Genomic DNA, 25,185 nt, shown 5'->3' with positions numbered 1-25,185 from the left:
AATGGAGGTATGACTTATGTTGCCTAGCATTTTTGGTGAGAACCTGTTTGATGATTTCTTTACGGATCCTTTCGGTATGATGGTAATGCCCCAGCGTCACGACCCGCTGTACGGCAAGCACAGCAAGAACCTGATGAAGACCGACGTGCGGGAGACGGAGGACAGCTATGAGTTGGACGTGGACCTGCCGGGCTTCAAGAAGGACGAGGTCAATGTGGAGCTGAAGAACGGTTATCTGACCATCCAGGCGGCCAAGGGCCTGGACAAGGACGAAACCGACAAGAAGGGCAAGTACATCCGTCAGGAGCGCTACGCCGGGTCCTGCAGCCGCAGCTTCTATGTGGGCGAGGATGTGGAGGCCGGCGAGGTAGCCGCCAGGTTTGAAAACGGCATCCTGCAGCTGTCCATCCCCAAGAAGGAGCACAAGCAGCTGCCCAAGAACTCCACCATCCAGATCCAGTGACCCTCCGACGCCCCGGTAACGTGCCGGGACTCGTAAATGAATCGGCCCCCCGGCGGGAAATCCCGCCGGGGGGGCTTTTTGCGCTGCCGCGATAAAAAATTGTCAGCGTGCGAAAAAAATATGTTCCCGGGGTATTGTCTTTTTTTTCACTTTCGATTATAATAAGTTTTGAAATAAAGCTGTTGCCCCAACGACAACGGTTCTTAACAGATTCTGAACGAGGATAAAGGGAACAAAAACATGAGAAACTTACAGTGCACCATCACCGACATGCGCAAAAAGGTGTTCGCCGAGGTGGCGAAGCTGGCCTATGAGGGCGGAGACTATTACACCCGCATGGAAAAGCTGCCCTATGAGCTGATGCCCGGCGAGGTGGGCACCGTCCGGGAGTCCATCTTCCTGGAGCGGGCCATTGTGGGCGAGCGGATCCGCCTGGCCATGGGCCTTCCCCTGCGGGATGTGTCCGAGCATACGCTGCTGTCCGACGGTGTGGAGGAAAGCGCCATTGCCGAGAAATACTACGATCCCCCGCTGATCAACATCATCAAATACGCCTGCCACGCCTGTCCCGACACCCACTATGAGGTCACCAACGCCTGCCAGGGGTGCTTGGCCCGTCACTGCTCCCACGCCTGTCCCAAGGGGGCCATCTATTTTGAGCACGGCCAGGCCCACATCGACCAGACCAAGTGCATCAAGTGCGGCAAGTGCAAGGCGGCCTGCTCCTATCAGGCCATCATCAAATTCTTCCGCCCCTGCCAGGAGGCCTGCGGCATGGATGCCATCGGCAAGGACGACCACGGCCGGGCCCAGATCAACTATGACAAGTGCGTCAACTGCGGCATGTGCCTGGTGAACTGCCCCTTCGGTGCCATTGTGGACAAGGGCCAGCTGTTCCAGCTGATCCACGCCATCCGGGGCGGAGCAAAGGTCATCGCCATCATCGCCCCGGCCTTCTGGGGCCAGTTCGGCGAAAAGGTCACCCCCGGCCAGATCAAGGCCGCCATGAAGGAGCTGGGCTTTGCGGGCCTGGAGGAGGTGGCCGTGGGCGCGGATCTGTGCGCCATCGAGGAAGCGGAGGAGTTTTTGCGGGTGGTGCCGGAGAAGCAGCCCTTTATGGCCACGTCCTGCTGCCCGGCCTGGTCCGTGATGGCTAAGAAAGAGTTCCCGGGCTTTGCACCGTATATCTCCATGACCATGACGCCCATGGTGCTGACGGCCCGGCTCCAGAAGCGCCGGAACCCCGACTGCAAGATTGCCTTCATCGGGCCCTGCGCCGCCAAGAAGCTGGAAGCCAGCCGCCGCAGCGTCCGCAGCGATGTGGACTTCGTCCTGACCTTTGAGGAGCTGCGGGGCATGTTCGAGGCCAAGAACATCGACTTCTCCCAGATCCCCGACGAGCAGGCCCAGTATGAGGCTTCCGCCCCCGGCGTGGGCTTTGCCGCCAGCGGCGGCGTGGCCAAGGCGGTGGAGAAGGTCATTGAGAAGCTGGAGCCGGATCGCCAGGTCAAGACCGTGTATGCCGAGGGCCTGCGGGAGTGCCGCCAGATGCTGCGCATGGCCCGCACCGGGAAATACGACGGCTATCTGCTGGAGGGCATGGCCTGCCCCGGCGGCTGCATCGCCGGCGCCGGTACCGTCCAGCCGCCGGAGAAGTCCCGCCGTCTGCTGGAGCAGTATAAGGCCCAGGCCCCCAAGAGCAACCCCGTGGAGTCGGACTATACCGAGTATCTGCAGATCATCCGCGAGGATGAGGAGAACTGGGACCCCGTGGCCCGTCACTGAGCACCGAATTTCGCAAAAAGCCATTCCGCTGCGGCAGAATGGCTTTTTCGTTGCCCGCAGCAGGCTTGACAGGCAGAAATTTCTACCATAAACTGAGCATATGAATATCGACAAAGCGAAGGAGAATGGCCATGCTCTATATCCAGCGATATCGCTCTCCCCTGGGGGAGATTCTCATGGCGGCAGATGACGCGGGCCTGGTAGGTCTGTGGTTCGCGGGACAGAAGCACTTTGCCCCGGGACTGACCCAGGCCCGGGAACAGGAGACCCCGGTGCTGGCGGCGGCGGGCCGCTGGCTGGACCTGTATTTTGCCGGACGGCGGCCCCATTTTATCCCGCCGCTGCACCTGACGGGCACGGAATTCCGCATGGCGGTGTGGTCCTTGCTGCAGGAGATTCCCTACGGAGAGGTCACCACCTACGGTGAACTGGCCCGGCAGCTGGCTCAGCGGCTGGAGGTGCCCCATATGTCCGCTCAGGCGGTGGGCGGCGCGGTGGGACACAACCCCATTTCCCTGATCGTGCCCTGCCACCGGGTGATAGGCGCCGACGGCAGCCTCACCGGCTATGCCGGAGGGGTGGACAAAAAGCGCCGCCTGCTGGCCTTGGAGGGCCTGGACGTGTCCCGATTTGCCTGACCATCCCCGCTGATCCGTCAGCCGCTCCGGGAAAACTTCCTGTTGCATCCGGAGGAAAATCGTGCTACAATGTCGTAAAATGATGTACGGTATATTCGGAACATTCTGGCATTCTATTGGGAGGAATCATTTATGGCAGAAAGCGCAGTGAAACGAATCGGCGTGCTGACCAGCGGCGGCGACGCACCGGGCATGAATGCGGCGGTGCGGTCCGTGGTGCGCTCAGCTCTGGACCGGGGCATCGAGTGCATCGGCATCCGCCGGGGCTGGTCCGGCCTCATCAACGGGGATTTTTACCGCATGGATTCCGGCAGCGTCAGCCGCATCATCAACCGCGGCGGCACCATTCTCTATACCGCCCGCAGCGAGGAGTTCCGCACGGCGGAGGGCCAGGCCAAGGCCGCCGGTGTGTGCAAGCTGCTGGGGCTGGACGGCATCGTGGCCATCGGCGGCGACGGCACCTTCCGGGGAGCCCAGGAGCTCAGCAAATGCGGCGTGTCCGTGGTGGGCATCCCCGGCACCATCGACAACGACATCGTCTGCACCGAATACACCATCGGCTTCGACACCGCCGCCAACACGGCGGTGGAGTGCATCGACAAGCTGCGGGATACCATGCAGTCCCATGAGCGCTGCGCCGTGGTGGAGGTCATGGGCCGCCACGCCGGATATCTGGCCCTGTATGTGGGCGTAGCCGTGGGGGCCACGGCGGTGCTGGTGCCGGAACGCCCCTATGATTTCCATTCCCAGGTGGCCGAAAAGATCCGCCACGCCCGCCTGAACGGCAAGACCAACTTCATGATCGTGGTGGCCGAGGGCGCGGCCAGCGCCGTGGACGTGGGCCGCCAGATTCAGGAGGAGCTGGCCCTGGATCCCCGGGTCACCATCCTGGGCCACATCCAGCGGGGCGGCAGCCCCACCGCCAAGGATCGGGTCATGGCCACCCGCATGGGCTATGAGGCCGTCCAGATCCTGGCCGAGGGCAAGACCAACCGGGTCATCTGCACCAAGGACGATCAGATCATCGACCTGGACATTGACGAGGGGCTGGCCATGAAAAAGACCCTGAACTCCGAGGAGTTCAAGGTCATGACCGTTATGACGGGTATGTAAATAGAGAACAATCCCTCCGGCATTAGCCGGAGGGATTGCTTTTTCAGAATTCCGGGTATCCGTCCTTCAGGGACTCATCGTACACGGCGCGCTCGCCGCCGATGAACTTGGGCCGCACCCGGGCCGCCAGCAGAATGGCGCTTCCGATGCGGTCCTGCTCCAGCCGCACCGGCACCGCCACCTTCTTCAGGTGCATGCCGATCAGCGTGCCGCCTACGTCCAGACCGGCGTCGGCCCGGATCTCCTCCACCGCCACCGGGTGGCGGAAGGTGTGATAGGCGGCGGTGGCGAAGGAGCTGCCCGCCTTGGGCTGGGGCACCACGTTGACGATGTCCAGCTGAGGCACCGCCTCGTGCTCCACGATCAGCGCCCGATTCAGGTGCTCGCAGCACTGGGCGGCGATATACACACCCATGGGGCCGAACACGCTGTGCAGCCCGTCGAAAATGGCCTGGCCCACCTCCGGCGTGGACCAGCTGCCCACCCGGCGGCCCACCACCTCGCTGGTGCTGCAGCCCACCACCACGATCTGCCCCTTGTGCAGACGGGCGGCCTCCGCCAACTGCCGGGCGGCGGCGGCGGACTCCTGCCGCACCTGGGCCAGCAGATCGGTATTTTCTACCTCATGAACGATTCCTGCCATGATAAAACTTCCTTTCTGCGGGAATCCTCCCGTTTGAAGCTATTTTACCACTGAATGTTCAGCTTGTCCAGAGCCTTGCTGCGCTTGAGCAGTACAAACAGCACCAGGCCGATGACCAGGCCCATGGCCCCCTGCACCAGGTTGCCGGGGATGCTGGCCGCCGCGCCGATGCCCTTGCCCAGCAGCAGGCAGGCATAGCCGAAATAGCCCGCCACCATGATCAGCTCGCCCACGACGCCGCCCACCACATAGGCGTAGGGCTTGCGGCCCAGGGCCTTCACGATCAGCGCCGCCGCTATGGCATCCAGGGCCTTGATGACCAGGGTGCCGGGGGCGTAGTGGGCATAGCCGTTGAGCAGGTCCGTCAGCATAGAGCCGATACCGGCGGCAGCGCCGCCCCACCAGGGCCCCAGGATCCAGCCGGACAGCAGCACGCAGCAGTCGCCCAGATTCACATAGCCCTGCATGGGGGAAGGAATCTGCACCACCATGGTTGCCACATACGTCAGTGCCGCCATCAGAGCGGCCAGTACCATTTTTCTGATTTTCATGTCTCTCATAGGAAAAATCTCCTTGCGTTTTGATTCTGTCTGTATTATAGTAAGAACTGGTATTATTGAAATAACCATATTGATATTATTTGATAATACCAGATAGGAGATTTTTCATGCTGACCTATGCGCTGGAGAAAAACGGAAGCAGCAGCCTGTATACCCAGCTGTACGGCTGCATCCGCCGGGACATTCTGTCCGGCGCCCTGCCGCCCCGGCAGAAGCTGCCCTCCAAGCGGGCTCTGGCCCAGCATCTGGAGGTCAGCGTCATCACGGTGAAGAACGCCTATGAGCAGCTGGCGGCGGAGGGGTATATCTACACCGTGGAGAAAAAGGGGTATTATGTCAGCCCCGTGGAGCGGCCTCTGCCTCCGGCGGACCCGCCGCCGCTGACTCCGGAAAAACCGGCGGAGCCGGTGTTTCTGGACCTGGCCACCGGGTCTCTGGACCGGTCCTACTTCCCCTTTACCGTGTGGTCCCGGCTCATGCGCCAGACCATCCTGGAGGAGGACACGGAGCTTCTCCGGGCCGCCCCCTCCAACGGGGCCCCGGCCCTGCGCCGGACCATCGCCGCCCACCTGCGCCAGTTCCGGGGCATGGACGTGGACCCGGAGCAGATCATCATCGGCGCGGGAACGGAGCTGCTATACACCCTGATCATCCAGCTGCTGGGCCGGGAGAAGCGCTACGCCGTGGAGGACCCGGGCTATGGCAAGATCGCCAGAATTTACCAGGCCCACCAGGTCCCCCTGTGCCGGGTGGGGCTGGACGGCGGCGGCCTGGACGTGACCCAGCTGCGCCGCCAGCCGGCGGACGTGGTCCACATCTCCCCGTCTCACCACTACCCCACCGGCATCGTCATGCCCATTGCCCGGCGGCAGGAGCTGCTGCGCTGGGCGGCGGAGGAGCCGGAGCGGTATATTTTGGAGGACGACTACGACAGCGAGTTCCGCTTTGTGGGCCGTCCCATCCCCACCCTGTTCTCCGTCAGCGAGAACCAGCGGGTCATCTATCTGAACACCTTTTCCAAGACCATCGCCCCGTCCATCCGCATCAGCTATATGATCCTGCCGCCCCGCCTGCTGGCCCGCTACCGGGAGAAGCTGGGCTTTTACGCCTGCACCGTGTCCAGCTTCGAGCAGTACACCCTGGCCCGGTTTCTGGAGCAGGGCCGGTATGAGCAGCATCTCAACCGCATGAAAACCCGCTATCGTCAGAAGCGGGACGCCGTGATTGACGCCATCCGCCGCAGTCCCCTGTCGGACCGGGCGGAGATACTGGAGCAGGACGCGGGGCTGCACTTTCTTATGGTGCTGCCCACGGACCTGGACGACCGTTCCCTCCGCCGCCGGGCGGCGGCCATGGGCCTGCGGCTGGCCCTGCTGTCGGATTACTACAGTCAGCCCGCCGCCGCGCCCCAGCACATATTAGTTGTCAACTATGCCGGCATCGACATGGACCGCTTGCCGGAGGGACTGCGCCGCCTGGCGCAGCTATGGGAGGAACCATCATGTATGACGAATTGACTAGACAGGACATCCAGAAAATGCAGGAGGAGATCGACTACCGGGTCCAGACGCTGCGCCCCAAGCTCATCGAGGACGTGCAGACCGCCCGGGCCTTCGGCGACCTCAGCGAAAACTTCGAGTACAAGTGCGCCAAGCAGGAGAAAAACCGCAACGACAGCCGTATCCGCTATCTCCAGCGGATGATCAAAACCGCCCGGGTCATTGAGGACCACTCCCGGGCCGACACGGCGGGCCTGTACGACACCGTGGAAATTCTCATGGAGAACACCGGCAAAACCCGGAAAATCCAGCTGGTGACCACCCTGCGGCAGGACGCCCTGAAGGGCCTCATCAGCAAGGAGTCCCCGGTGGGGAAGGCCGTTCTGGGCAGGCGCAGCGGCGACCGGGTCCAGGTGGACATGGGCGGCGGCCGGGGCTACTGGCTGCAAATTCTTTCCATCGAAAAGGGCAGCGACGACGGCTCCATCCCCATCGGCAGCTTCTGAAAAAAGCCTCGCAGAGTTTGCCGCCCGCAGGCGGCAAATAAATTGCAATCCGTTTTTTGCGGCGGCGTGTACGTCGCAAAAAACACTTCTCAGTCTGCAAGTGTGGAATTTGTTCGCTTTCAGCGAACAAATTATGCGCGCAGCAGACTGCAAGCCTTTTGTCCAAAAAGGGCGCTGCCCTTTTTGGACAGTCTCAAAAGAAACCTCCGCCAGCGGCGGAGGTCCTTTTGTTATAACAGCTCCTCAAAGCTGCGGATGACCCGGTGACACACCTGCTGCATCTCCGGCCAGGAAACGTGGAAAAAGGCGTCGTACACCCCCACCACCTGCATTCCGGCCTCCCGGGCCGCCCGGCAGGCGGCCACGGAGTCGTCATACATGGTGCAGTCCTCCGGCGTCACGCCCATCAGTGCCGCCGCGTGGCGGAAGGTCTCCGGGTCCTTCTTGTCCATGCCCAGGTCGTGAGCAAAGAGGATGCGCTCGAAATACTCCGTCAGCCCCAGCCGTCCCAAGGCGGCCCGGCAGTGCTCCGGCACGCTGGAGGTCAGCACGATCATCCTCTCCCCTGCCGCCCGGCACCGGTCCAGATATTCCCGGACCCCGGGCTTGATGGGCACCCGCACGGCGTAGGCGTCCCCGGCCATCTGCATCCACTCGGCCATGATCTCTTCCTCGGACTCCTCCAGATGGCAATAGGCTTTGGTGAATTTCGCGGCCATGGGAAAAATGGTGTGGGCCACGCCCTCGTAATACTCCCGGGTATACGGATACCCCCGCTTGGCCAGGAACGCCTCGTCCACCTGCCGCCAGATCCCGTTGGAATCAATGAGGGTGCCGTCCATGTCAAAAATCAGCATCGCTGTGCCTCCCCTTGGCTTTTTGCGTTATTATACCAAAAATGCAAAGTCCTTGCAATACCGGGGAAAAGCTGATAAAATAGAGCCATCCCACAAAAGGAGACGCCGCCATGAAAAAGCCCGTATACTATGTGATCCTCGCCCTGCTTGTGGGCGTGTTCCTGTTTGCCGCCTACAAGGTGGGCAGCTACTATCTGGAAAAATACCGCAGCGATAAGGTCATTTCCGAGGCCAACCGCTTTGTGACCCTCCCCGGCGACAGCGATAACAACGACCCGACCCAGGACCCCAGCGGCGACCCGGAGTGCCCCACGGTGCAGTTTGACGAGCTGCTGAAAACCAACGGCGACGTCATCGCCTGGATCTACGGGGCCAATACCCATATCAATTACCCGGTGGTCCAGGGCAGCGACAATGACTACTATCTGCGTCACCTGCTGGACGGCACCTGGAACGACAACGGCAGCATCTTCATGGACTGCGCCAACAGCGCCGACTTCTCCGACCAGAACAGCCTGATCTACGGACACAATATGACGTCCGGCGCCATGTTCTCCAACCTGGTGAAGTACAAGCAGCAGGCCTACTATGACCAGCATCCCTACCTCTACATGCTGACCCCCCAGCAGAGCTACAAGCTGCACCTGTTTGCCGGGGTCATTGTGGACGCCTCGGGCTATATCCTCGACGGCAATGGCCAGGTGGCCTATTCCGACTGCAGGGTCTATCAGTTCCAGCTGACCCAGGAGTTCCTGCAGCAGATGGTAAACCACTCCACCTTCCGCTCCACCACCGGCGTTCCCTCGGCGGACAGTCATATCGTTACCCTGTCCACCTGCACCTATGAGTTCAAGAACGTCCGCTATGTGGTCCTGGGCGTTCTGGAGCCTATCCAGTAACCGGCTATATTCAAGCACCCGCTGCGGCATTACGCCGCAGCGGGTGTTCTTATGTATGTATTCCCTTTACCGCTTGTTGGACCGCAGCCAGATGCCCTGCTTTTCGGCGTTGGCGATCAGCTCGTCCCGGAACTTGGGGTGGGCGATGGAGATGAGCTTCTCCGCCCGCTCCCAGGTGCTGCAGCCCACCAGGTTCACGCCGCCGTATTCGGTGACGATGTAGTAGGCCAGACTCCGGGGATCGGTGACGATATCGCCGGGAGTCAGCAGCGGGTTGATGCGGGACACCATCTCCCCCTCCTTGTTGGTAAAGGAGGATGTGAGACAGATGAACGCCTTGCCGCCCTTGGACACGGCGGCGCTCTCCAGGAAGTCCAGCTGCCCGCCGGTGCCGCTGATCTGCCGGGTGCCGGCGCTCTCGGCGCATATCTGGCCGTACAGGTCCACGGAGATACAGTTGTTGATGGACACGAAGTTGTCGATCTTCCCCACGATAGAGGGATCGTTGCAGTAGCTGATGGGATAGGTCACCACACCGGGGTTCTCCCGGATCCAGTCGTACAGGTCCGGCGAACCAATGGCAAAGCCGAACACGCTCTTATAGCGGTCCAGGGTCTTTCTCTTGTTGTTGATCTTTCCGGCCTTGTACATATCCAGGTACGAGTCGCACAGCATCTCCGTGTGGATGCCCAGGTCCCGCAGGTCGGAGCGGGCGATCATCTGGCCCACGGCGTTGGGCAGGGAGCCGATGCCCAGCTGCAGGGTGGAGCCGTCCACCATATTCTGCACCACATACTCGGCGATCTTCATCTCCGTCTCGCTGGCGGCGGGAGTCTTAATGCCCGGCAGGGGGCCGTGGGGGCCCTCCACGATCATGTCCACATCGTCGATGTGGATGCACTCGTCCAGCCCGCCATAGACCCAGGGCAGATTCTCGTTGACCTCCAGGATCACCACGTCGGCCTTGTCCAGCACCGCCCGGGCGAAGGCGTTGGACACGGAGAAGTTGAAATACCCGTGCTCGTTCATGGGGGTCACGCAGGTGATAGCCACGTTTACCGTGAGGAAATGGTCATAGTAGGCCCCCAGATTCCGGAACACCATAGGGTTGAAGTTGCACAGGCCCCGGTCGCAGAGCTTGCGCTCATAGCCGGACATGTGCCAGCTGTTATAGATAAAGTGCTCCCGGCTGGGGTCGCACTCCACCATCTGAATGGGCTGCTGGATCAGATAGCCCCGGATCTTCACGCCCCGCAGCTCGTCCTTCCGCTTGGCAATGGCCTCGTCCATCAGGGACGGGAACGCCCCGCCCATGGAGATATCCAGCCAGTCGCCGCTTTTGACCACCCGCGCAGCCTCCTCCGGAGTGCGCAGCTTGCGTTTGTATTCCGACGTATAGTCAAACGGTATCGCCATAGCCTGTCCGCCTCTTTCTCTGTTTTGATATTGTTAATTAAATCACCTTTTCCATAGTTTGTCAATAGATTAACAGAGATTCCCGAAAAAAGTCGGCTTCCGCCTCGCTGTGGGCATAAAAAGGGGCCCGCCAGGCGATCTCCGCCGGCGGGCCCATATGGTGTGCGCGAGCAAGTCTGTAAGCCGGGTTCTGTATTTGACAGTCATCTATCTAAGCGCGCCGTTGCCGGTGCGCTTCAGCCACCTCGGGAGCGGACGGGCCGCCCTATTGCTCCCATACCGGTGTTGCTCCGGATAGAGTTTACAGCATCGGACACTCTCGAGCCGATGGGTGAGCTCTTACCTCGCCTTTCCACCCTTACCTCCAACGGAGGCGGTATATCTCTGTTGCACTTTTCCTGAAGTCGCCTTCGGCGGGCGTTACCCGTTATCCTTGCCCTGTGGAGCCCGGACTTTCCTCATGAACAGGCTTTCGCCTTGTCCCCGCGACTGTCTGGCTTACTCGCACGAATATTGTACCCGACCCGCTTCGGAAAGTCAACCGATTTTTGCGGAAATTGATTGAACCCCGCCCCGGAATGCGGTATAATAACCGGGTCAGATACGATAAGGAGGTTCATCCTATGACTTTGCAGGAATATATCGCCTCTCTGCGAGGCAGAACCGTGGCCGTTATCGGCATCGGCGTCAGCAACACGCCGCTGCTGCGTCTGCTGCTGCGGGAGGGCATCGCCGTCACAGCCTGCGACCGCAGCGACCGGGCGAAGCTGGGCGCTCTGGCGGAGGAGCTGGAGGCCGCCGGAGCCGTGCTGCGGCTGGGCGACGGGTATCTTCAGGGCCTGGACCAGGACGTGATCTTCCGCACCCCGGGCCTGCGGCCCGACGTGCCGGAGCTGGAGGCCGCCCGGGCCAGGGGCAGCGTCATCACCTCCGAGATGGAGGTCTTTTTCCAGGTCTGCCCCTGCCCCATCATCGCCGTCACCGGCTCCGACGGCAAGACCACTACCACCACCATTATTGCCGAGCTCCTGCGGGCGGCGGGACACACCGTCCATGTGGGCGGCAACATCGGCCACCCACTGCTGGCCGAGGCCGGCTCCATCCGGCCCACCGACTGGGCGGTGTTGGAGCTGTCCAGCTTCCAGCTGATGACCATGACCCGCAGCCCCCACATCGCGGTGCTGACCAACCTGGCTCCCAACCACCTGGACGTCCACAAGAGCATGGAGGAATATGTCTGGGCCAAGGAGAACATCTTCCGCCACCAGCAGCCCGGGGACACCGCCATCTTCAACCTGGACAACGCCATCACCCGGGAGCTGTCCGCCCATGCCCCGGGCCGCGCCCTGTATTTCAGCCGCCAGGCAGAGCCGGAAAACGGCGTGTTTCTGCGGGGCGACGCCGTGATCTCCCGCCGGGACGGACGGGAGCGTCAGATCATGACCACCGAAGACATCCGCCTGCCCGGCGTCCACAACGTGGAGAACTACATGGCCGCCATTGCGGCGGTGGACGGTCTGGTGCCGGACGACGTGATCCGCACCTTTGCCCGGGCCTTCAACGGCGTGGAGCACCGCATCGAGCTGGTGCGCACCTGGCGCGGCGTCCGGTTCTACAACGATTCCATCGCCTCCAGCCCCTCCCGCACCATCGCGGGCCTGCGCTCCTTCAAGGAGAAGGTGATCCTCATCGCCGGGGGCTATGACAAGCACATTCCCTTCGATGTGCTGGGCCCCGAGGTGGTGGAGCACGTGAAGCTGCTGATCCTGTGCGGCGCCACGGCAGACAAGATCCGTGCCGCTGTGGAGCAGGCCCCCGGCTACCGGCCGGGCCATCCGGAAATACTGGATGTGACGCCGTTCCAGCGGGCCGTGGAGACCGCCCGGGACCGGGCCGTCCCCGGGGACGTGGTGACCCTCTCCCCTGCCTGCGCCGCTTTTGACCAGTTCAAGAATTTCATGGAGCGGGGCAAGACCTTCAAGGCCATCGTCAACTCCTGGCAGGAGTAACGACCGCTCCCCCTGCGGCATATATTGACCCATAGGGGGTGTGTGCCGTGAGAAGAATGCGTTATCTGCGTCTCACCGGACGGCAGCGGCGGCTGACCTGGCTGGTGCTGGCGGTCCTGCTGACGGCGGGCCTGGGCTGCGCGGCGGTGCTGCATATGCGGCCCATCATCGTCAGCCTGGCCACCGCGCGGGTGTCCAACGCCGTCAACCGCATCGTGGTGGACGCCGTCCGGGACGCCATCGACAGCGGCCAGGTGGACTATAACGTGCTGATCCACCTGGAAAAGGACGAAACCGGCCGGGTGGCGGCTCTGGAGAGCAACATGGCGGCCTTTAACCGTCTGCTGTCCCAGATCGCCGACGAAATTCTCCGGCGGCTGTCGGAGGTATCCACCAGCGAGCTGTCCATCCCCGTGGGAACCCTCACCGGCTCCACCCTGCTGGCGGGCCGGGGGCCCTGCATCCGGGTGCGGATGCAGGCGGTAGGCTCCACCGACGCCAGCCTGCGCAACGCCTTTTCCGCCGCCGGTATCAACCAGACCCGGCACCAGATTCTGCTGAGCGTGGACGTGTACACCAGCATTCTCCTGCCGGGCTTCACCGCCTCCACCAAGGTCAGCAACGAGATCGCCGTGGCAGAGACCGTCATCGTCGGCTCCGTGCCGGAGACGTACACCTATTTCAGCACCACGCCCGATGAGCTGGAGGATACCGCCCGGGACAACATCATGAACAAAGGATAAGTGAAACATGGACTATAAAACCGAAATGAGGGAGCTGCGGGACACCCTCAACGCCCACGGCTACCGCTATTATGTGCTGGACGCCCCCACCATCAGCGACTATGAGTACGACCATATGCTCCGCCGCCTGGAGGACCTGGAGCGGGAGCACCCGGAGGAGGTGACCCCGGACTCCCCCACCCAGCGGGTGGGCGGCCCGGCCCTGTCCCAGTTTGAACAGGTCCGCCACGACGTACCTCTGGAGAGCCTTCAGGACGTCTTTGACGGCGAGGAGGTCCGGGATTTCCTGCTGCGGGTGGCGGAGACCATGCCCCAGGCGGAATACAGCGTGGAGCCCAAGGTGGACGGCCTGTCCGTGGCCCTGGAATACCGGGACGGCGTGTTCGTCCGGGGGGCCACCCGGGGCGACGGCCAGGTGGGCGAGGACGTGACGGAAAATCTGCGCACCATCCGCTCCATCCCCATGACCCTGCCGGAGAAGCTGCCCCGTCTCATCGTCCGGGGTGAGGTGTATATGTCCCGCAGCGTGTTTGAAAAGCTCAACGCCCGCCGGGAGATCGAGGGCAAGCCCCTGATGGCCAATCCCCGCAATGCGGCGGCAGGCTCCCTGCGGCAGCTGGATCCCAAGATCGCCGCCCAGCGGCAGCTGGATATCGCCGTGTTCAACCTCCAGTTGGCCCAAGGCCGCAGCTTCACCACCCACACGGAGACCCTGGATTATCTCCGCTCCCAGCACTTCAAGGTCATCCCCTATCGCCTGCTGCGTACTCATGCCGATATCATGGCGGAAATCGACCGCCTCAACGACACCCGGATGGAGCGTCCCTTCGACATGGACGGCGCGGTGGTGAAGCTCAACAACCTGGCGGACCGGGAGACCCTGGGCAGCACCGCCAAGTTTCCTCGCTGGGCCATCGCCTATAAATATCCCCCGGAGCGCAAGACCTCCCGCATTCTGGACATCGTGGTCCAGGTGGGCCGCACCGGGGTGCTGACGCCCAAGGCCCAGCTGGAGCCGGTGCGCCTGGCCGGGACCACCGTCACCTTCGCCACCCTCCACAACCAGGACTATATCACCCAGAAGGACATTCGCATCGGCGACACCGTGGTGGTGCAGAAGGCGGGAGAGATCATCCCCGAGATCGTGGAGGTGGTAACGCAGCACCGCCCCGCCGGGGCGGTCCCCTACTACCTGCCCCGGACCTGTCCCGTGTGCGGCGCGCCGGTGGAGCGGGACCCGGACGGCGCGGCCCTGCGCTGCACCGGCGCGGAATGCCCGGCCCAGCGCCTGCGGAACCTGACCCATTTCGCCAGCCGGAACGCCATGGATATTGACGGCCTGGGCCCGGCGGTGCTGAATCAGCTCATCGAAAGCGGTCTAGTAAAAACCGCCGCCGACCTGTACGACCTGACCGCCGCCGACATCGCCCCCCTGGAGCGCATGGGCGAGAAGTCCGCCGCCAACGCCGTGGCCGCCATCTATAAAAGCCGGGACAACGACCTGTGGCGTCTGATTTTCGCCCTGGGCATCCGGCAGGTGGGCGAAAAGGCCGCCAAGGTCCTGGCCCGCCGCTTCGGCACCATGCAGGCCCTGTCCCAGGCCACGGAGGAGGAGCTGACCTCCATCGACGATGTGGGCCCCATCACCGCCGCCTACATCCGCCAGTGGATGGAAAGCCCCCAATCCCGGGACCTGCTGCGGCGTCTGGAGGACGTCGGGGTCAATATGAGCTGTAAAGAGGAATTGGTTGACAGTCGTTTTGCCGGAATGACTTTCATCCTCACCGGAAGCCTGGAGCGCTTCACCCGGGAGGAGGCCGGTCAGATGATCGAGCAGCGGGGCGGCAAGTCCGCCTCCTCGGTGTCCAAAAAGACCAGCTATGTGGTGGCCGGGCCCGGCGCGGGGTCCAAGCTGCGCCGCGCCCAGGAGCTGAACATCCCCGTCCTGACGGAGGAGGAGTTCCTGGAGCTGCTGAAATAAATAATTCTCACCAATATAATAATTTTTATGCAAAAGTCATGGAGCCAGTTACCGGCTCCATGGCTTTTTGTTTCTTTCCACGACTCCCGATTAGATTTTACGGAAAAATTCAATGAAATCATTTGTTAAATCATTGACATCTCAATTCAAAGTGCTAAAATGAAAAATGTATGTATAGGTCGGACGGCGGTCTGTGTGGGGCCGCCGCAAAAATGTGTGAGGAGGAACCTATATGAGCAAGCTCCTGAAAATCTGTGACGGCAACGAAGCCGCCGCCTATGTTGCCTATGCCTTTTCCGAGGTAGCGGGCATCTATCCCATCACCCCGTCGTCCCCCATGGCGGAGAAAACCGACGAATGGGCCGCCAACGGAAAAAAGAACATCTTCGGCCAGACCGTCCGCCTGGTGGAGATGCAGTCCGAGGCCGGCGCCTGCGGCGCATGTCACGGCGCACTGGAGGCCGGTGCTCTGGCCACCAGCTTCACCGCCTCCCAGGGCCTGATGCTGATGATCCCCACCATGCACCGCATCTCCGGCGAGCGTCTGCCCGGCGTGCTGCATGTGGCGTCCCGCACCGTGGGCACCCACGCCTTCTCCATCTTCGGCGACCACAGCGACGTGATGAACTGCCGCCAGACGGGCTTTGCCATGCTCTCCAGCGGCAGCGTCCAGCAGGCCGCAGACCTGGCCGCCGTGGCCCATCTGTCCGCCATCCGGGCCCGGATCCCCTTCCTGCACTTCTTCGACGGCTTCCGCACCAGCCACGAGATCCAGAAGATCGACGTGCTGAGCTATGACGAATACGCCAAGCTGGTGGATTACGAGGCCCTGGCCCGCTTCCGCGCCAACGCCCTGAACCCCGAGGATCCCCGGATGCGCTCCCTGGTGGATAACCCCGATATCTACTTCCAGCTGCGTGAATCCAACAACACCGACTATGCCAACCTCCCCGACGTGGTGGAGGACTACATGGCCCAGATCAGCCGCCTGACGGGCCGGGAATATCACCTGTTCAACTATTTCGGCGCGCCTGACGCAGAGCGCGTCATCGTGGCCATGGGCAGCGTGTCCGGCTGTGCCCAGGAGGTCGTCAACTATCTGAACGCCAAGGGTGAGAAGGTAGGCTTCCTGCAGGTGCACCTGTTCCGCCCCTTCTCCCGCAAGCACCTGATGGCCGCCATGCCCAAGACCGTGAAGCGCATCGCCGTGCTGGACCGTGTGAAGGAAGCCGGTTCCATCGGCGAGCCCCTGTATGAGGACATCTGCGCCGCCTATATCAACGAGGCGGACCGCCCCCTGATCTTCGCCGGACGCTATGGCCTGTCCAGCAAGGACACCACCCCCGCCCAGCTGAAGGCCGTGTTCGACAATCTGCTGCTGGAGGAGTCCAAGAACCACTTCACCATCGGCATCGAGGATGACGTGACCCACCTGTCCCTGCCCGTGGGCGCCCCCCTGCTCACCGAGCCCGAGGGCACCATCAGCTGCAAGTTCTGGGGCCTGGGCTCCGACGGCACCGTGGGCGCCAACAAGAACTCCATCAAGATCATCGGCGAAACCACGGATATGTACTGCCAGGCGTACTTTGAGTACGACACCAAGAAGTCCTTCGGCATCACCAAGAGCCATCTGCGCTTCGGCAAGCACCCCATCAGCTCCACCTACTATGTCAGCCGGGCCGACTTTGTGGCCTGCCACAACCAGACCTATCTGACCAAGTACGACATCATCTCCGAGCTGAAGCCCCACGGCAGCTTCCTGCTGAACTGCGAGTGGACCGAGGACCAGCTGGAGCAGCACATCCCCGGCGACATCCTGCGCTATATCGCGGAAAACGACATTCATTTCTACATCATCGACGCCAATAAGGAATCCCAGGCCCTGGGTCTGGGCAACCGGTCCAACATGGTGCTGCAGGCGGCGTTCTTCAAGCTGGCTAATGTCATCCCCGTGGAGGACGCCGTGGAGCACATGAAGGCCGCCGTGAAAAAGACCTACGGCCTCAAGGGCGAAAAGGTGGTCAACATGAACATCGCCGCCGTGGACGCCGGCATCAACGCCCTGGTGCAGGTGCAGGTGAAGCCCGAGTGGAAGAACCTGTCCGGTGCCGCCATCCAGCCGCCCCGCGCCGATGTGCCCGACGTCATCAAGAATATCCTGGTGCCCATCAACGCCCAGAAGGGCGACGATCTGCCGGTTTCCGCCTTCCGGGGCATGGAGGACGGCACCATGCCTCTGGGCACCTCCCAGTATGAAAAGCGCGGCATCGCCACCCATCTGCCGGTGTGGGACAAGGACGAGTGCATCCAGTGCAACCGCTGCTCCTTCGTGTGTCCCCACGCGGTGATCCGTCCGTATCTGCTGAACGAGGACGAGGTGAAGAACGCCCCCGCCGGTCTGGAGCTCACCGACGCCAAGGGTCCCCAACTGGCCGGCCTGCGGTACACCATGGGCGTGTCCACCCTGGACTGCACCAGCTGCGGCAGCTGCGTGGCCTCCTGCCCCAAGAGCGGCAAGGCCCTGCGCATGGTCCCGGCCCACGAGGTGTCCCTGGATCAGACCAACTGGAACTACCTGCAAACCATCCCCGAGAAGAACGACCGCTTCGACAAGTTCACCCTGAAGGGCAGCCAGTTCCGCCAGCCCCTGGTGGAGTTCAACGGCGCCTGCGCCGGCTGCGGCGAGACCCCGTATGTGAAGCTGCTGACCCAGCTGTTCGGCGACAAGATGTTCCTGGCCAACGCCACCGGCTGCACCCAGGCTTGGGGCGCTGCCATGCCCTGCGTGCCCTACTGCAAGAATAAGGAGGGCAAGGGTCCCGCCTGGTCCAACTCCCTGTTTGAAAACAACGCCGAGTTCTCCTATGGTATGTGCCTGGCGGTGAAGCAGCTGCGCGCCGCCGTCACGGACTACGTCCATCAGCTGGATGACATGACCGAAAACGCCGCCGTCAAGGCCGCCATCGCCAAGTGGCTGGAGACCTATGACGACCTGGACGCCTCCACCCCCGCCACCCGGGAGCTGCTGCACCTGCTGGAGAGCGAGACCTTCTCCGCTCAGGAGCAGGCCGTGGTGGACGAGATCCTCAAGCGCCGCAAGGATATGTCCAAAAAGACCATGTGGATGTACGGCGGCGACGGCTGGGCCTACGACATCGGCTACGGCGGTCTGGACCATGTGTTCGCCATGGGCGAGGACGTCAACGTCCTGCTGGTGGACACCGAGGTGTATTCCAACACCGGCGGACAGTCCTCCAAGGCCACTCCCGTGGGCGCCGTGGCCCAGTTCCAGGCCAGCGGCAAGAAGACCAAGAAGAAGGACCTGGGCATGCTGATGATGACCTACGACAACGTCTATGTGGCCCAGTGCTCCATGGGCGCCGACCCGGCCCAGCTCATCAAGGCCATCCGGGAGGCCGAGGCCCACAAGGGTCCCTCCATCGTCATCTGCTACGCGCCCTGCATCAACCACGGTATCAAGAAGGGCATGGGCTGCGTCCAGCAGGAGATGAAGGACGCCGTGGCCTCCGGCTACTGGAACCTGTACCGCTACAGTCCCGAGACCCACAAGTTCACCCTGGACAGCAAGGAGCCCAGCATGGCCCTGTACGACTTCATGAAGGGCGAGGTGCGCTACTCCTCCCTGGAGCTGAGCTTCCCGGAGAACGCCAAGGTCCTGTTCGCCGAGGCGGAGGACGCCGCCAAGGCCAAATACGAGTCCTATAAGCGCCGGGCCGAGGATCAATAAGGCCGGGCACAATGCAGCCAGATAATCACAACGCCGGATAATTAAAAAGCGATAAGAACCTTTCGTTTTCAGAGAGCGGCACGGCTTCGGTCGCGCCGTTCTCTTTTGCGGCATTTATCCCGACAGAGGCTCCGTTCCCCGGGCATAACGGCCAAAAAACACGTGTGCTTTTTGGCATATACCACAATCTTTCCAAAAATAAAAAAAGTCCGTTGCAAAACGGCTGCAACGGTGTTGTATATAGTAGGGGTGAGAGCTTCCCACCGCCATATAAGAGGAAAGAGAGAAAACATATGAAACCGTTCCGACACTTCGCCATCGCGTTCTGCGTGTGTTCCTTGCTTTGTATGCTGACGGCCTGCATGTCTTCAGTTACCGTTTGGCCTTCATTCGTTGATTTATCAAAAAAGGATGTCATCCTGCGGGTAGATGGAACGGAAACTGCCCTACTGTATTGGTACGATGCATCAAACGGCGACTACGAATGGAATGTTTTTCAGATCCTCGACAATGGACAGGTCGCCCCTATTTCTTTGCGTTACACCGATAAAGTGGCACAAATAGAGGACAACTTGTGCCACATAACAGAGTGCTTCGTCCCGGACTATGGGGAGCACTACATTCTCATTACTTACATGTCGACAGATCAGGATCCGCTCCCATCCGTGTCAGACTCCGCATTTTCTACATTTTTCTCCTACGAAATTGAAAATGGGGTGGCTCGAATGTATTGCTTTTTTGCCTACATTCCCGAATTCTCTGAAGGTTACACCGTGTATATCAACCAGGATGCTGTTGTGATAAACTGAACCAAGAAGGGAAAAAGTCGGCCAGGTTTCCATTCCGAGCTTTGATGGCCATCCTTTTTGCGTGATCGGGCTATGGCCGAACCATCACGGCAATCCAGGCTCGGGAATTTATATCAAAAGCGGGAATCCGGCAAGTCGGATTCCCGCTTCAACACATTTATCTTCCGCCCAGGTCCACCGCGTGGCGGACAAAGCTCATAGGCGGCACCGGATGGGGCAGCTGCATGGTAAACACCATCTGCGGCGTTTTCGGCTCCGTCAGCGGCAGCCCCTGGCTGTCGGTCATCATGGGGGCTGTCATGGTAAAGGGCTTGGTGTCCGGCCCCACCACCTCCACCTGATCCCCGCAGGCAAACTTGTTGCGCAGGCTCAGGGTGGCCAGGCCCTCCGGCGTGCAGTCCGTCACCACGGCGCAGATCTGCCAGTCCCGGATGTACCGGGCGTCCTCATAGAACTGCCCCGGCTGGCCATAAAAAAATCCGGTGGAATAGTGCCGGTGGCTGACATGCTCCACCTCGTCCCGCCACACCGGGTCCACCGGCCGCCCGGCGGCCACGTCGTCCAGCACATGGCGATAGGCCCCGGTGACAATGGCGGCGTAATAGGCGGACTTGGCCCGCCCCTCGATCTTCAGGCAGTCCACCCCGGCGTCCATCAGGTCGTCCAGGTGGTCGATCATGCACATATCCCGGGAGTTCATGATGTAGGTGCCCTTCTCGTCCTCGAACACCGGGAAATATTCCCCGGGCCGCTTCTCCTCCATCAGGGCGTACTGATAGCGGCAGGGCTGGGCGCAGGCTCCCCGGTTGGAGTCCCGCCCGGTCATATAGTTGGACAGCAGGCACCGCCCGGAATAGGACACGCACATGGCCCCGTGGCAGAAGGTTTCCAGCTCCAGGGCCGGGTCCACCCGGCGGCGGATCTCCCGGATCTCGTCCATCCCCAGCTCCCGGGCCAGCACCACCCGCTGGGCCCCCAGGTCGAACCACGCCTGGGCGCAGGCATAGTTGGCAATGGACTGCTGGGTGCTGATGTGCCGCTGGCACCGGGGGGCATATTTCCCGGCCAGGATAAAGGCCCCCAGGTCCGCCAGAATCAGGGCGTCCACCCCGGCGTCGTTGAGCTTTTCCAGGTGCTCCGGCAGTCGGTCCACCTCGCCGCTGCGGGGCATGGTGTTCACGGTGGCGTGGACCTTCACCCCGTGCCGGTGGGCAAAGTCCACCGCCCGGGGCAGCTCCTCATCACTGAAATTCCCCGCAAAGGACCGCATGCCGAAGGATGTCCCCGCCAGGTACACGGCGTCCGCCCCGTACAGCACGGCCATCTGCAGCTTTTCCCAGTCCCCGGCCGGAGCCAGCAGCTCCGGTTTTTTTCGCTCCGCCGTCATCCGAACTTCCGCAGATTGGCGTTGTGCTCGGACAGGGTGCGGCTGAACACATGCCGCTGGGTATCGGGATTGAGCACATAGAAATAGTAGTTGGTATCGTCCGGCTGCAGGGCGGCCTGGATGGAGGCCTTACCGGCGTTGGCGATGGCCGTGGGCGGCAGGCCCTGGTGGGTATAGAGGTTATAGGGGCTGTCCAGGGTCTGATAGTCGTCCTCGGTGATCTCCCGCCCGGCGGCATACACCAGGGAGGCGTCGATCTGCAGCAGATGGGCCGTCTCGCCCACGTTCTCCAGCCGGTTGTGGATCACGGAGGAGATCAGCGTGCGGTCGGTGCCGTCGGTCTCCTTCTCGATCAGGGATGCCATGATGACGATCTCCTTCAGACTGTAGGAGGAGTTGGCGATCAGCGGCGCCAGGTCCGGATCGTCCACAATACGGTCCTGAAAGTTGGCCAGCAGGCGGCTCAGGGCCGAGTCGGCGTTTTCCTTCACATAGAACTCATAGGTATCCGGGAACAGATAGCCCTCCAGGCGGCTGATGCTGCCCAGATTCTCGTTGTCCACGAAGTCGAACTTGTCGAACACATGGTTCTTGGCGGACTCCTCCAGGGCGGCGGCGTCGGACACGTCGTTCTCCGCCAGCAGCTGGATGATCTGCTCCACGGTGTAGCCCTCGGGGATGGTGACGGTAACGGTGGCCGCCACGCCGCCGGTGGGCTGCATGGACTTGATGAGACAGTTGAAGTCCATGTCGGTGTTCAGCTCATACACGCCGGGCTGAATATAGCGGCTGGCGTGGAACACGGGGCTGGTGATCATGAACAGCAGCTTGGAGTTGATGAGCCCCGCCTTCTTCAGCTTGGTGGCCACCGTCCCCACGGAGTCGCCGCTTTCCACCTCGATGGTGGCGGTCAGAGGAGCCTTATTCAGGGCGCACACATCGTTGACGGCCAGCCAGCCGATACCGGCCAGCAGGAACGAGGCCACGATGACCCCCGCCAGATAGCCCAGCCACCCCAGGCGCTTTTTCTTGGGCTTCGGCCCCTGGCCGGAAGCCTGCTTACGGACCTCCTGGGCATCCCATTTGGCCGTATCGGAGTTCTGATAATCGGACATATGATCGGTTCCTTTCTCTATTTTTTCCGCCGGACACACCCGGACAAGATACGCCGGAGCCATCTCCGGCATAGAATAGCCCATACAGGAAATAAGTGAGGTGAATCGCATGTGCTTTGACAACAACAATTGCTCCTGCATCTGGCTGATCGTGATCTTACTGCTGGTGTTCTGCTGCTGCGGCAGCGGAACCGGATCCCGCTGCGGCTGCGGCAACGGAGGCGACGGCTGCTGCTCCTGCTGAGGGCCGTACATACCTTCGCCCGGAGGGGACGCGCAGGCGTTCCCTCCCTATTTTATGCCCTCCAGCAGGTCCCGGAGCCGCTCCATGACCTCCCGGTGGATGTCGTCCACGGAGCGGACCTGTCCGTCCCGGGCGCAGTCAATGCGGGTCCACCCGCCGTAGTCCACCACCATGGCGGCGCTCTCCCGGCAGGACCGCAGGTATGCCTCGTCCCGCTCGTGGATGTCGGCGGTGGTGTGGGTCAGCTGCTCCCGGCGGCGCATCATCTGCTCCGACAGCTCCGTGGGCACGTCCAGATACAGCACCCGGTCCGGCTCCGGCAGCCCCAGCTTCCGGTATTCAAAGTCAAACAGCCAATCCAGAAACGCCTGCCGCTCCTGAGGCGGCAGCTTGGAGGTCTGGTGCACGGCGTTGCTGGTGGTGTACCGGTCGGCGATGACCAGTCCCCCCTGCCGGTACCAGCTGCCCCAGTCCTGCTTGAAGGAGGCATAGCGGTCCACGGAGAAGAACGTGGCGGCGGCATAGGCATTGACGTCCGCCGGGTCGGTGCCGAAGGCCCCGCTGAGATATAGCCGCAGCAGCGCCGAGGACTCCTCCTTGTACCGGGGAAATTCCAGCTTGCGGAAGGGCACGCCCCGGCTCTCCAGCTCCCGGCACAGAAGCGCCGTCTGGGTGGCCTTTCCGGAGCCGTCGGTGCCCTCGAATACGATCAGTTTTCCGCTCATCCTATGTTTCCTCCCCCGGCTCGACATATGCATTCAGGTTATTCTACCACGGCCCGGCCCTTTTGTCCATGAAAAAGTTTTCCGCCCCGTCCGGAGGCCTCATCTATACATTTTCATTTTCCTGTACAGAATCCGTAAAAATCAGGTGACAAATCCGGACAAAGGCAGTATAATATAGACAAATCATCACCATTGACGGGGTGCAGAAAGGATGTTTTCGCATGAAAAAGCAGATTCTTATCACCATTGGCCGCGAATACGGCAGCGGCGGGCATGACCTGGCGGTCCTGCTGAGCCAGCGGCTGGGCATCCGGATGCTGGACCGGGAGCTTATTGACGAGCTCTGGAAAAATGACCCGGAAATGCAGCGGCTGGCCCAGGAGTACGACGAGCGGCCGGTGAACCGCATTCTCAGCCGCAAGATCAACGAATTTGACAACTCCATCCCCCACAACGTGGCCCAGCGGCAGTTCGACATGATCCGCCAGATCGCCGACAGCGGCGAATCCGCCATCTTCGTGGGCCGCTGCGCCGACTATGCCCTGGCCGGGCGGCCGGGCCTGCTGCGGATCTTCTGCCGGGCGGACCTGACCCAGCGGATCAAGCGCATCCAGCAGCGGCACAATCTCTCCCTGGAAAAGGCCGCGCTGCTGGTGGCCAAAACCGACCGGCACCGCCGGGTTTACTACCACCACCACACCGGCAAGTTCTGGGGCCACAGCTCCTGCTATGACCTGACGGTGAACACCAGCGTCCTGGGGGTGGAGAAAACCGCCGAAGCCCTGGAGGCGTATATCCGGGCATTTCAGGAGCAGGACTGACCGCCGCACATATTTTGATACAAAAAAAAGCACCGCCCGCAGGCGGTGCTTTTCATATGGTTCTTTTACTCGGCGGGGTAAACAGAAACCTGCTTACGATCCTTGCCCAGACGCTCGAAGCGGACAACACCGTCGGCCTTGGCAAACAGCGTGTCATCGCTGCCGATGCCAACGTTGGTGCCGGCGTGGATGTGGGTGCCGCGCTGGCGGACCAGGATGTTGCCGGCCAGAACGAACTGACCATCAGCGCGCTTGGGGCCAAGGCGCTTAGACTCGGAATCACGGCCGTTCTTGGTGGAGCCCATACCTTTTTTATGGGCAAAGAACTGCAGACCAATGTTCAGCATAATGCAGTACCATCCTTTCTATGAGATGATTGCGGGGGGAACAGGAGGGTTTCACGCCTCCATCACTTCAATGTTTTCCGGATACTCGTCGTGAAGCTGGGCCAGATACACCATCAGCCCCGTCAGAAGATTCTGGCAGGTGTTCTCCGCCATGGGAGCCAGGCCCCCGGGCAGACGAAAGGAGATGGCGGCATCCTGCTCCCGGACTTTCACCGCGGCACACAGACCCATCACGTCATTGATGGTGGCTTCTACCAGGCGCACGGCGCTGGTAACGGCGGCGCAGACGATGTCCTCACCCTCTGCGGCGAAGCCGCTGTGTCCCTGCGCATCGAAACCGACGATGCGGGCTTCCTCTGTCAGGAATGTAACGGTCGTCATGCTGTCACTCAGAAGGAGATCTTGCCGATTTCCACCTTGGTGTAGGGCTGACGATGACCCTGCCGTTTGCGATAACCCTTCTTGGGGGTATACTTGAAGATACGGATCTTCTTGCCCTTGCCGTTCTTGACGACGGTGGCGTCCACCTTAGCGCCCTCCACCACGGGAGTGCCGAACTTGGTGTTTTCGCCGTCGACGATGGCCAGGACCTGGTCGAACACCACGGAATCACCCGCGTTGACGTCCAGCTTCTCGATAAACAGAGTGTCACCCTCGGAGACGTTGTACTGCTTACCACCGGTCACGATAATAGCCTGCATACTTGTTGCACCTGCCTTTCCTTTATTACGGACTCGCTGTCGGGGGCGTCCGGCAAGGCCGGAACTTTTGACCCATTCAAAGCGGCTTATAGAGTATAACAGAGAAATTCACCTTTGTCAATCACTTTTCGCCGTTTTCCAAAGCAAAATTTGCCCGCCTGCCGCTTTCGCGGCAG

The 25,185-nt window shown here is 61.5% G+C and carries 24 protein-coding genes and 1 other RNA gene; 14 read left to right on the top strand and 11 right to left on the bottom strand.

The genetic code is table 11. The annotated features are described in order from the left end of the window. The first annotated feature begins 16 nt into the window (after positions 1–16). From LKD37_RS11210 to pfkA, 4 genes are all read left to right on the top strand, one after another. Positions 17–463, top strand: a complete 447-nt coding sequence (locus LKD37_RS11210; protein WP_302929297.1) for an Hsp20/alpha crystallin family protein — start codon at positions 17–19, stop codon at positions 461–463. Positions 464–703: 240 nt separating this feature from the next. After that, positions 704–2,248, top strand: a complete 1,545-nt coding sequence (locus LKD37_RS11205; RefSeq protein ID WP_302929296.1) for a 4Fe-4S dicluster domain-containing protein — start codon at positions 704–706, stop codon at positions 2,246–2,248. 131 nt (positions 2,249–2,379) lie between these two features. Continuing rightward, the gene (locus LKD37_RS11200; RefSeq protein WP_302929295.1) at positions 2,380–2,886 is read left to right on the top strand and encodes a methylated-DNA--[protein]-cysteine S-methyltransferase; all 507 of its coding nucleotides are present in this window, start codon (positions 2,380–2,382) and stop codon (positions 2,884–2,886) included. A gap of 132 nt (positions 2,887–3,018) precedes the next feature. Next, complete coding sequence (pfkA, locus tag LKD37_RS11195) at positions 3,019–3,999, top strand: 6-phosphofructokinase (protein ID WP_302929294.1); 981 nt, start codon at positions 3,019–3,021, stop codon at positions 3,997–3,999. A gap of 43 nt (positions 4,000–4,042) precedes the next feature. Here the strand turns inward: pfkA and LKD37_RS11190 are convergent, their stop codons facing one another. Together LKD37_RS11190 and LKD37_RS11185 are read right to left on the bottom strand one after the other, a co-directional pair. Next, on the bottom strand, positions 4,043–4,642 hold the full coding sequence (locus LKD37_RS11190; RefSeq protein ID WP_302929293.1) for a TIGR01440 family protein: 600 nt from the start codon (positions 4,640–4,642) through the stop codon (positions 4,043–4,045). A gap of 44 nt (positions 4,643–4,686) precedes the next feature. Continuing rightward, positions 4,687–5,202, bottom strand: coding sequence for an ECF transporter S component (locus LKD37_RS11185; RefSeq protein WP_302929292.1), 516 nt, complete (start codon positions 5,200–5,202; stop codon positions 4,687–4,689). Positions 5,203–5,309: 107 nt separating this feature from the next. On the opposite strand from LKD37_RS11185, the gene pdxR reads away from it, so the two are divergent. Both pdxR and LKD37_RS11175 read left to right on the top strand, forming a co-directional pair. Further along, the gene (pdxR, locus tag LKD37_RS11180) at positions 5,310–6,719 is read left to right on the top strand and encodes a MocR-like pyridoxine biosynthesis transcription factor PdxR (protein WP_302929291.1); all 1,410 of its coding nucleotides are present in this window, start codon (positions 5,310–5,312) and stop codon (positions 6,717–6,719) included. After that, positions 6,704–7,207 (top strand): GreA/GreB family elongation factor, encoded by a 504-nt coding sequence (locus LKD37_RS11175; protein ID WP_302929290.1) that lies wholly within the window; start codon positions 6,704–6,706, stop codon positions 7,205–7,207. Before pdxR ends, LKD37_RS11175 begins: the two co-directional genes overlap by 16 nt. 230 nt (positions 7,208–7,437) lie before the next feature. Here the strand turns inward: LKD37_RS11175 and LKD37_RS11170 are convergent, their stop codons facing one another. Next, entirely contained in the window at positions 7,438–8,064 is a 627-nt protein-coding gene (locus tag LKD37_RS11170; RefSeq protein WP_302929289.1) for an HAD family hydrolase, read from the bottom strand. A 110-nt stretch (positions 8,065–8,174) separates the two neighbouring features. On the opposite strand from LKD37_RS11170, the gene srtB reads away from it, so the two are divergent. Beyond that, positions 8,175–8,963 (top strand): class B sortase, encoded by a 789-nt coding sequence (gene srtB / locus LKD37_RS11165; RefSeq protein ID WP_302929288.1) that lies wholly within the window; start codon positions 8,175–8,177, stop codon positions 8,961–8,963. 66 nt (positions 8,964–9,029) lie between these two features. Here srtB and LKD37_RS11160 read toward each other — a convergent pair whose 3' ends face one another. Both LKD37_RS11160 and rnpB read right to left on the bottom strand, forming a co-directional pair. Further along, the gene (locus tag LKD37_RS11160; RefSeq protein ID WP_302929287.1) at positions 9,030–10,379 is read right to left on the bottom strand and encodes an acetyl-CoA hydrolase/transferase family protein; all 1,350 of its coding nucleotides are present in this window, start codon (positions 10,377–10,379) and stop codon (positions 9,030–9,032) included. A 163-nt stretch (positions 10,380–10,542) separates the two neighbouring features. Beyond that, an RNA gene (gene rnpB / locus LKD37_RS11155) (RNase P RNA component class A) lies at positions 10,543–10,884 on the bottom strand. 118 nt (positions 10,885–11,002) lie between these two features. Here rnpB and murD point away from each other — a divergent pair. The 5 genes from murD (at position 11,003) to LKD37_RS11130 (ending at position 19,669) form a co-directional block, all read left to right on the top strand. Beyond that, complete coding sequence (murD, locus tag LKD37_RS11150) at positions 11,003–12,388, top strand: UDP-N-acetylmuramoyl-L-alanine--D-glutamate ligase (protein ID WP_302929286.1); 1,386 nt, start codon at positions 11,003–11,005, stop codon at positions 12,386–12,388. 56 nt (positions 12,389–12,444) lie between these two features. Beyond that, positions 12,445–13,131, top strand: coding sequence for a sporulation protein YunB (gene yunB / locus LKD37_RS11145; protein WP_302929305.1), 687 nt, complete (start codon positions 12,445–12,447; stop codon positions 13,129–13,131). A 7-nt stretch (positions 13,132–13,138) separates the two neighbouring features. Next, positions 13,139–15,112, top strand: coding sequence for an NAD-dependent DNA ligase LigA (ligA, locus tag LKD37_RS11140; protein ID WP_302929285.1), 1,974 nt, complete (start codon positions 13,139–13,141; stop codon positions 15,110–15,112). 232 nt (positions 15,113–15,344) lie between these two features. Next, positions 15,345–18,860 (top strand): pyruvate:ferredoxin (flavodoxin) oxidoreductase, encoded by a 3,516-nt coding sequence (gene nifJ / locus LKD37_RS11135; RefSeq protein ID WP_302929284.1) that lies wholly within the window; start codon positions 15,345–15,347, stop codon positions 18,858–18,860. A gap of 293 nt (positions 18,861–19,153) precedes the next feature. Continuing rightward, a complete protein-coding gene (locus tag LKD37_RS11130) occupies positions 19,154–19,669 on the top strand; it encodes a hypothetical protein (protein ID WP_302929283.1) in 516 nt (171 codons plus the stop codon). A 157-nt stretch (positions 19,670–19,826) separates the two neighbouring features. Here the strand turns inward: LKD37_RS11130 and LKD37_RS11125 are convergent, their stop codons facing one another. After that, a complete protein-coding gene (locus LKD37_RS11125) occupies positions 19,827–21,056 on the bottom strand; it encodes a peptidase U32 family protein (protein WP_302929282.1) in 1,230 nt (409 codons plus the stop codon). Further along, positions 21,053–22,171 carry an endolytic transglycosylase MltG gene (gene mltG, locus LKD37_RS11120; protein ID WP_302929281.1) on the bottom strand — a complete coding sequence of 373 codons (1,119 nt, stop codon included), beginning with the start codon at positions 22,169–22,171 and terminating at the stop codon, positions 21,053–21,055. The genes LKD37_RS11125 and mltG overlap by 4 nt, the downstream gene beginning before the upstream one ends. Positions 22,172–22,271: 100 nt before the next feature. Between mltG and LKD37_RS11115 the strand changes: the two genes are divergently transcribed. Continuing rightward, positions 22,272–22,415 carry a hypothetical protein gene (locus tag LKD37_RS11115; RefSeq protein ID WP_302929306.1) on the top strand — a complete coding sequence of 48 codons (144 nt, stop codon included), beginning with the start codon at positions 22,272–22,274 and terminating at the stop codon, positions 22,413–22,415. Between the two features lie 47 nt (positions 22,416–22,462). On the opposite strand, the gene LKD37_RS11110 is transcribed toward LKD37_RS11115, so the two are convergent. Beyond that, a complete protein-coding gene (locus LKD37_RS11110) occupies positions 22,463–23,140 on the bottom strand; it encodes a dTMP kinase (protein ID WP_302929280.1) in 678 nt (225 codons plus the stop codon). Between the two features lie 221 nt (positions 23,141–23,361). Here LKD37_RS11110 and LKD37_RS11105 point away from each other — a divergent pair, with 221 nt between their 5' ends. Then, entirely contained in the window at positions 23,362–23,961 is a 600-nt protein-coding gene (locus LKD37_RS11105) for a cytidylate kinase-like family protein (protein ID WP_302929279.1), read from the top strand. A 65-nt stretch (positions 23,962–24,026) separates the two neighbouring features. On the opposite strand, the gene rpmA is transcribed toward LKD37_RS11105, so the two are convergent. Genes rpmA through rplU form a run of 3 tightly spaced genes read right to left on the bottom strand, consistent with a single transcriptional unit; the run spans position 24,027 to position 25,009 of the window. Beyond that, the gene (gene rpmA / locus LKD37_RS11100) at positions 24,027–24,308 is read right to left on the bottom strand and encodes a 50S ribosomal protein L27 (RefSeq protein WP_022177948.1); all 282 of its coding nucleotides are present in this window, start codon (positions 24,306–24,308) and stop codon (positions 24,027–24,029) included. A 51-nt stretch (positions 24,309–24,359) separates the two neighbouring features. After that, positions 24,360–24,689, bottom strand: a complete 330-nt coding sequence (locus LKD37_RS11095) for a ribosomal-processing cysteine protease Prp (RefSeq protein WP_302929278.1) — start codon at positions 24,687–24,689, stop codon at positions 24,360–24,362. 8 nt (positions 24,690–24,697) lie between these two features. Next, the gene (gene rplU, locus LKD37_RS11090; protein ID WP_302929277.1) at positions 24,698–25,009 is read right to left on the bottom strand and encodes a 50S ribosomal protein L21; all 312 of its coding nucleotides are present in this window, start codon (positions 25,007–25,009) and stop codon (positions 24,698–24,700) included. Between the last annotated feature and the right edge of the window lie 176 nt (positions 25,010–25,185).

The sequence above is a fragment of the Brotocaccenecus cirricatena genome, assembly GCF_020687045.1.
Lineage (GTDB): Bacteria > Bacillota > Clostridia > Oscillospirales > Oscillospiraceae > Vescimonas > Vescimonas cirricatena.
This window is presented reverse-complemented; position numbering and strand designations above follow the sequence as displayed.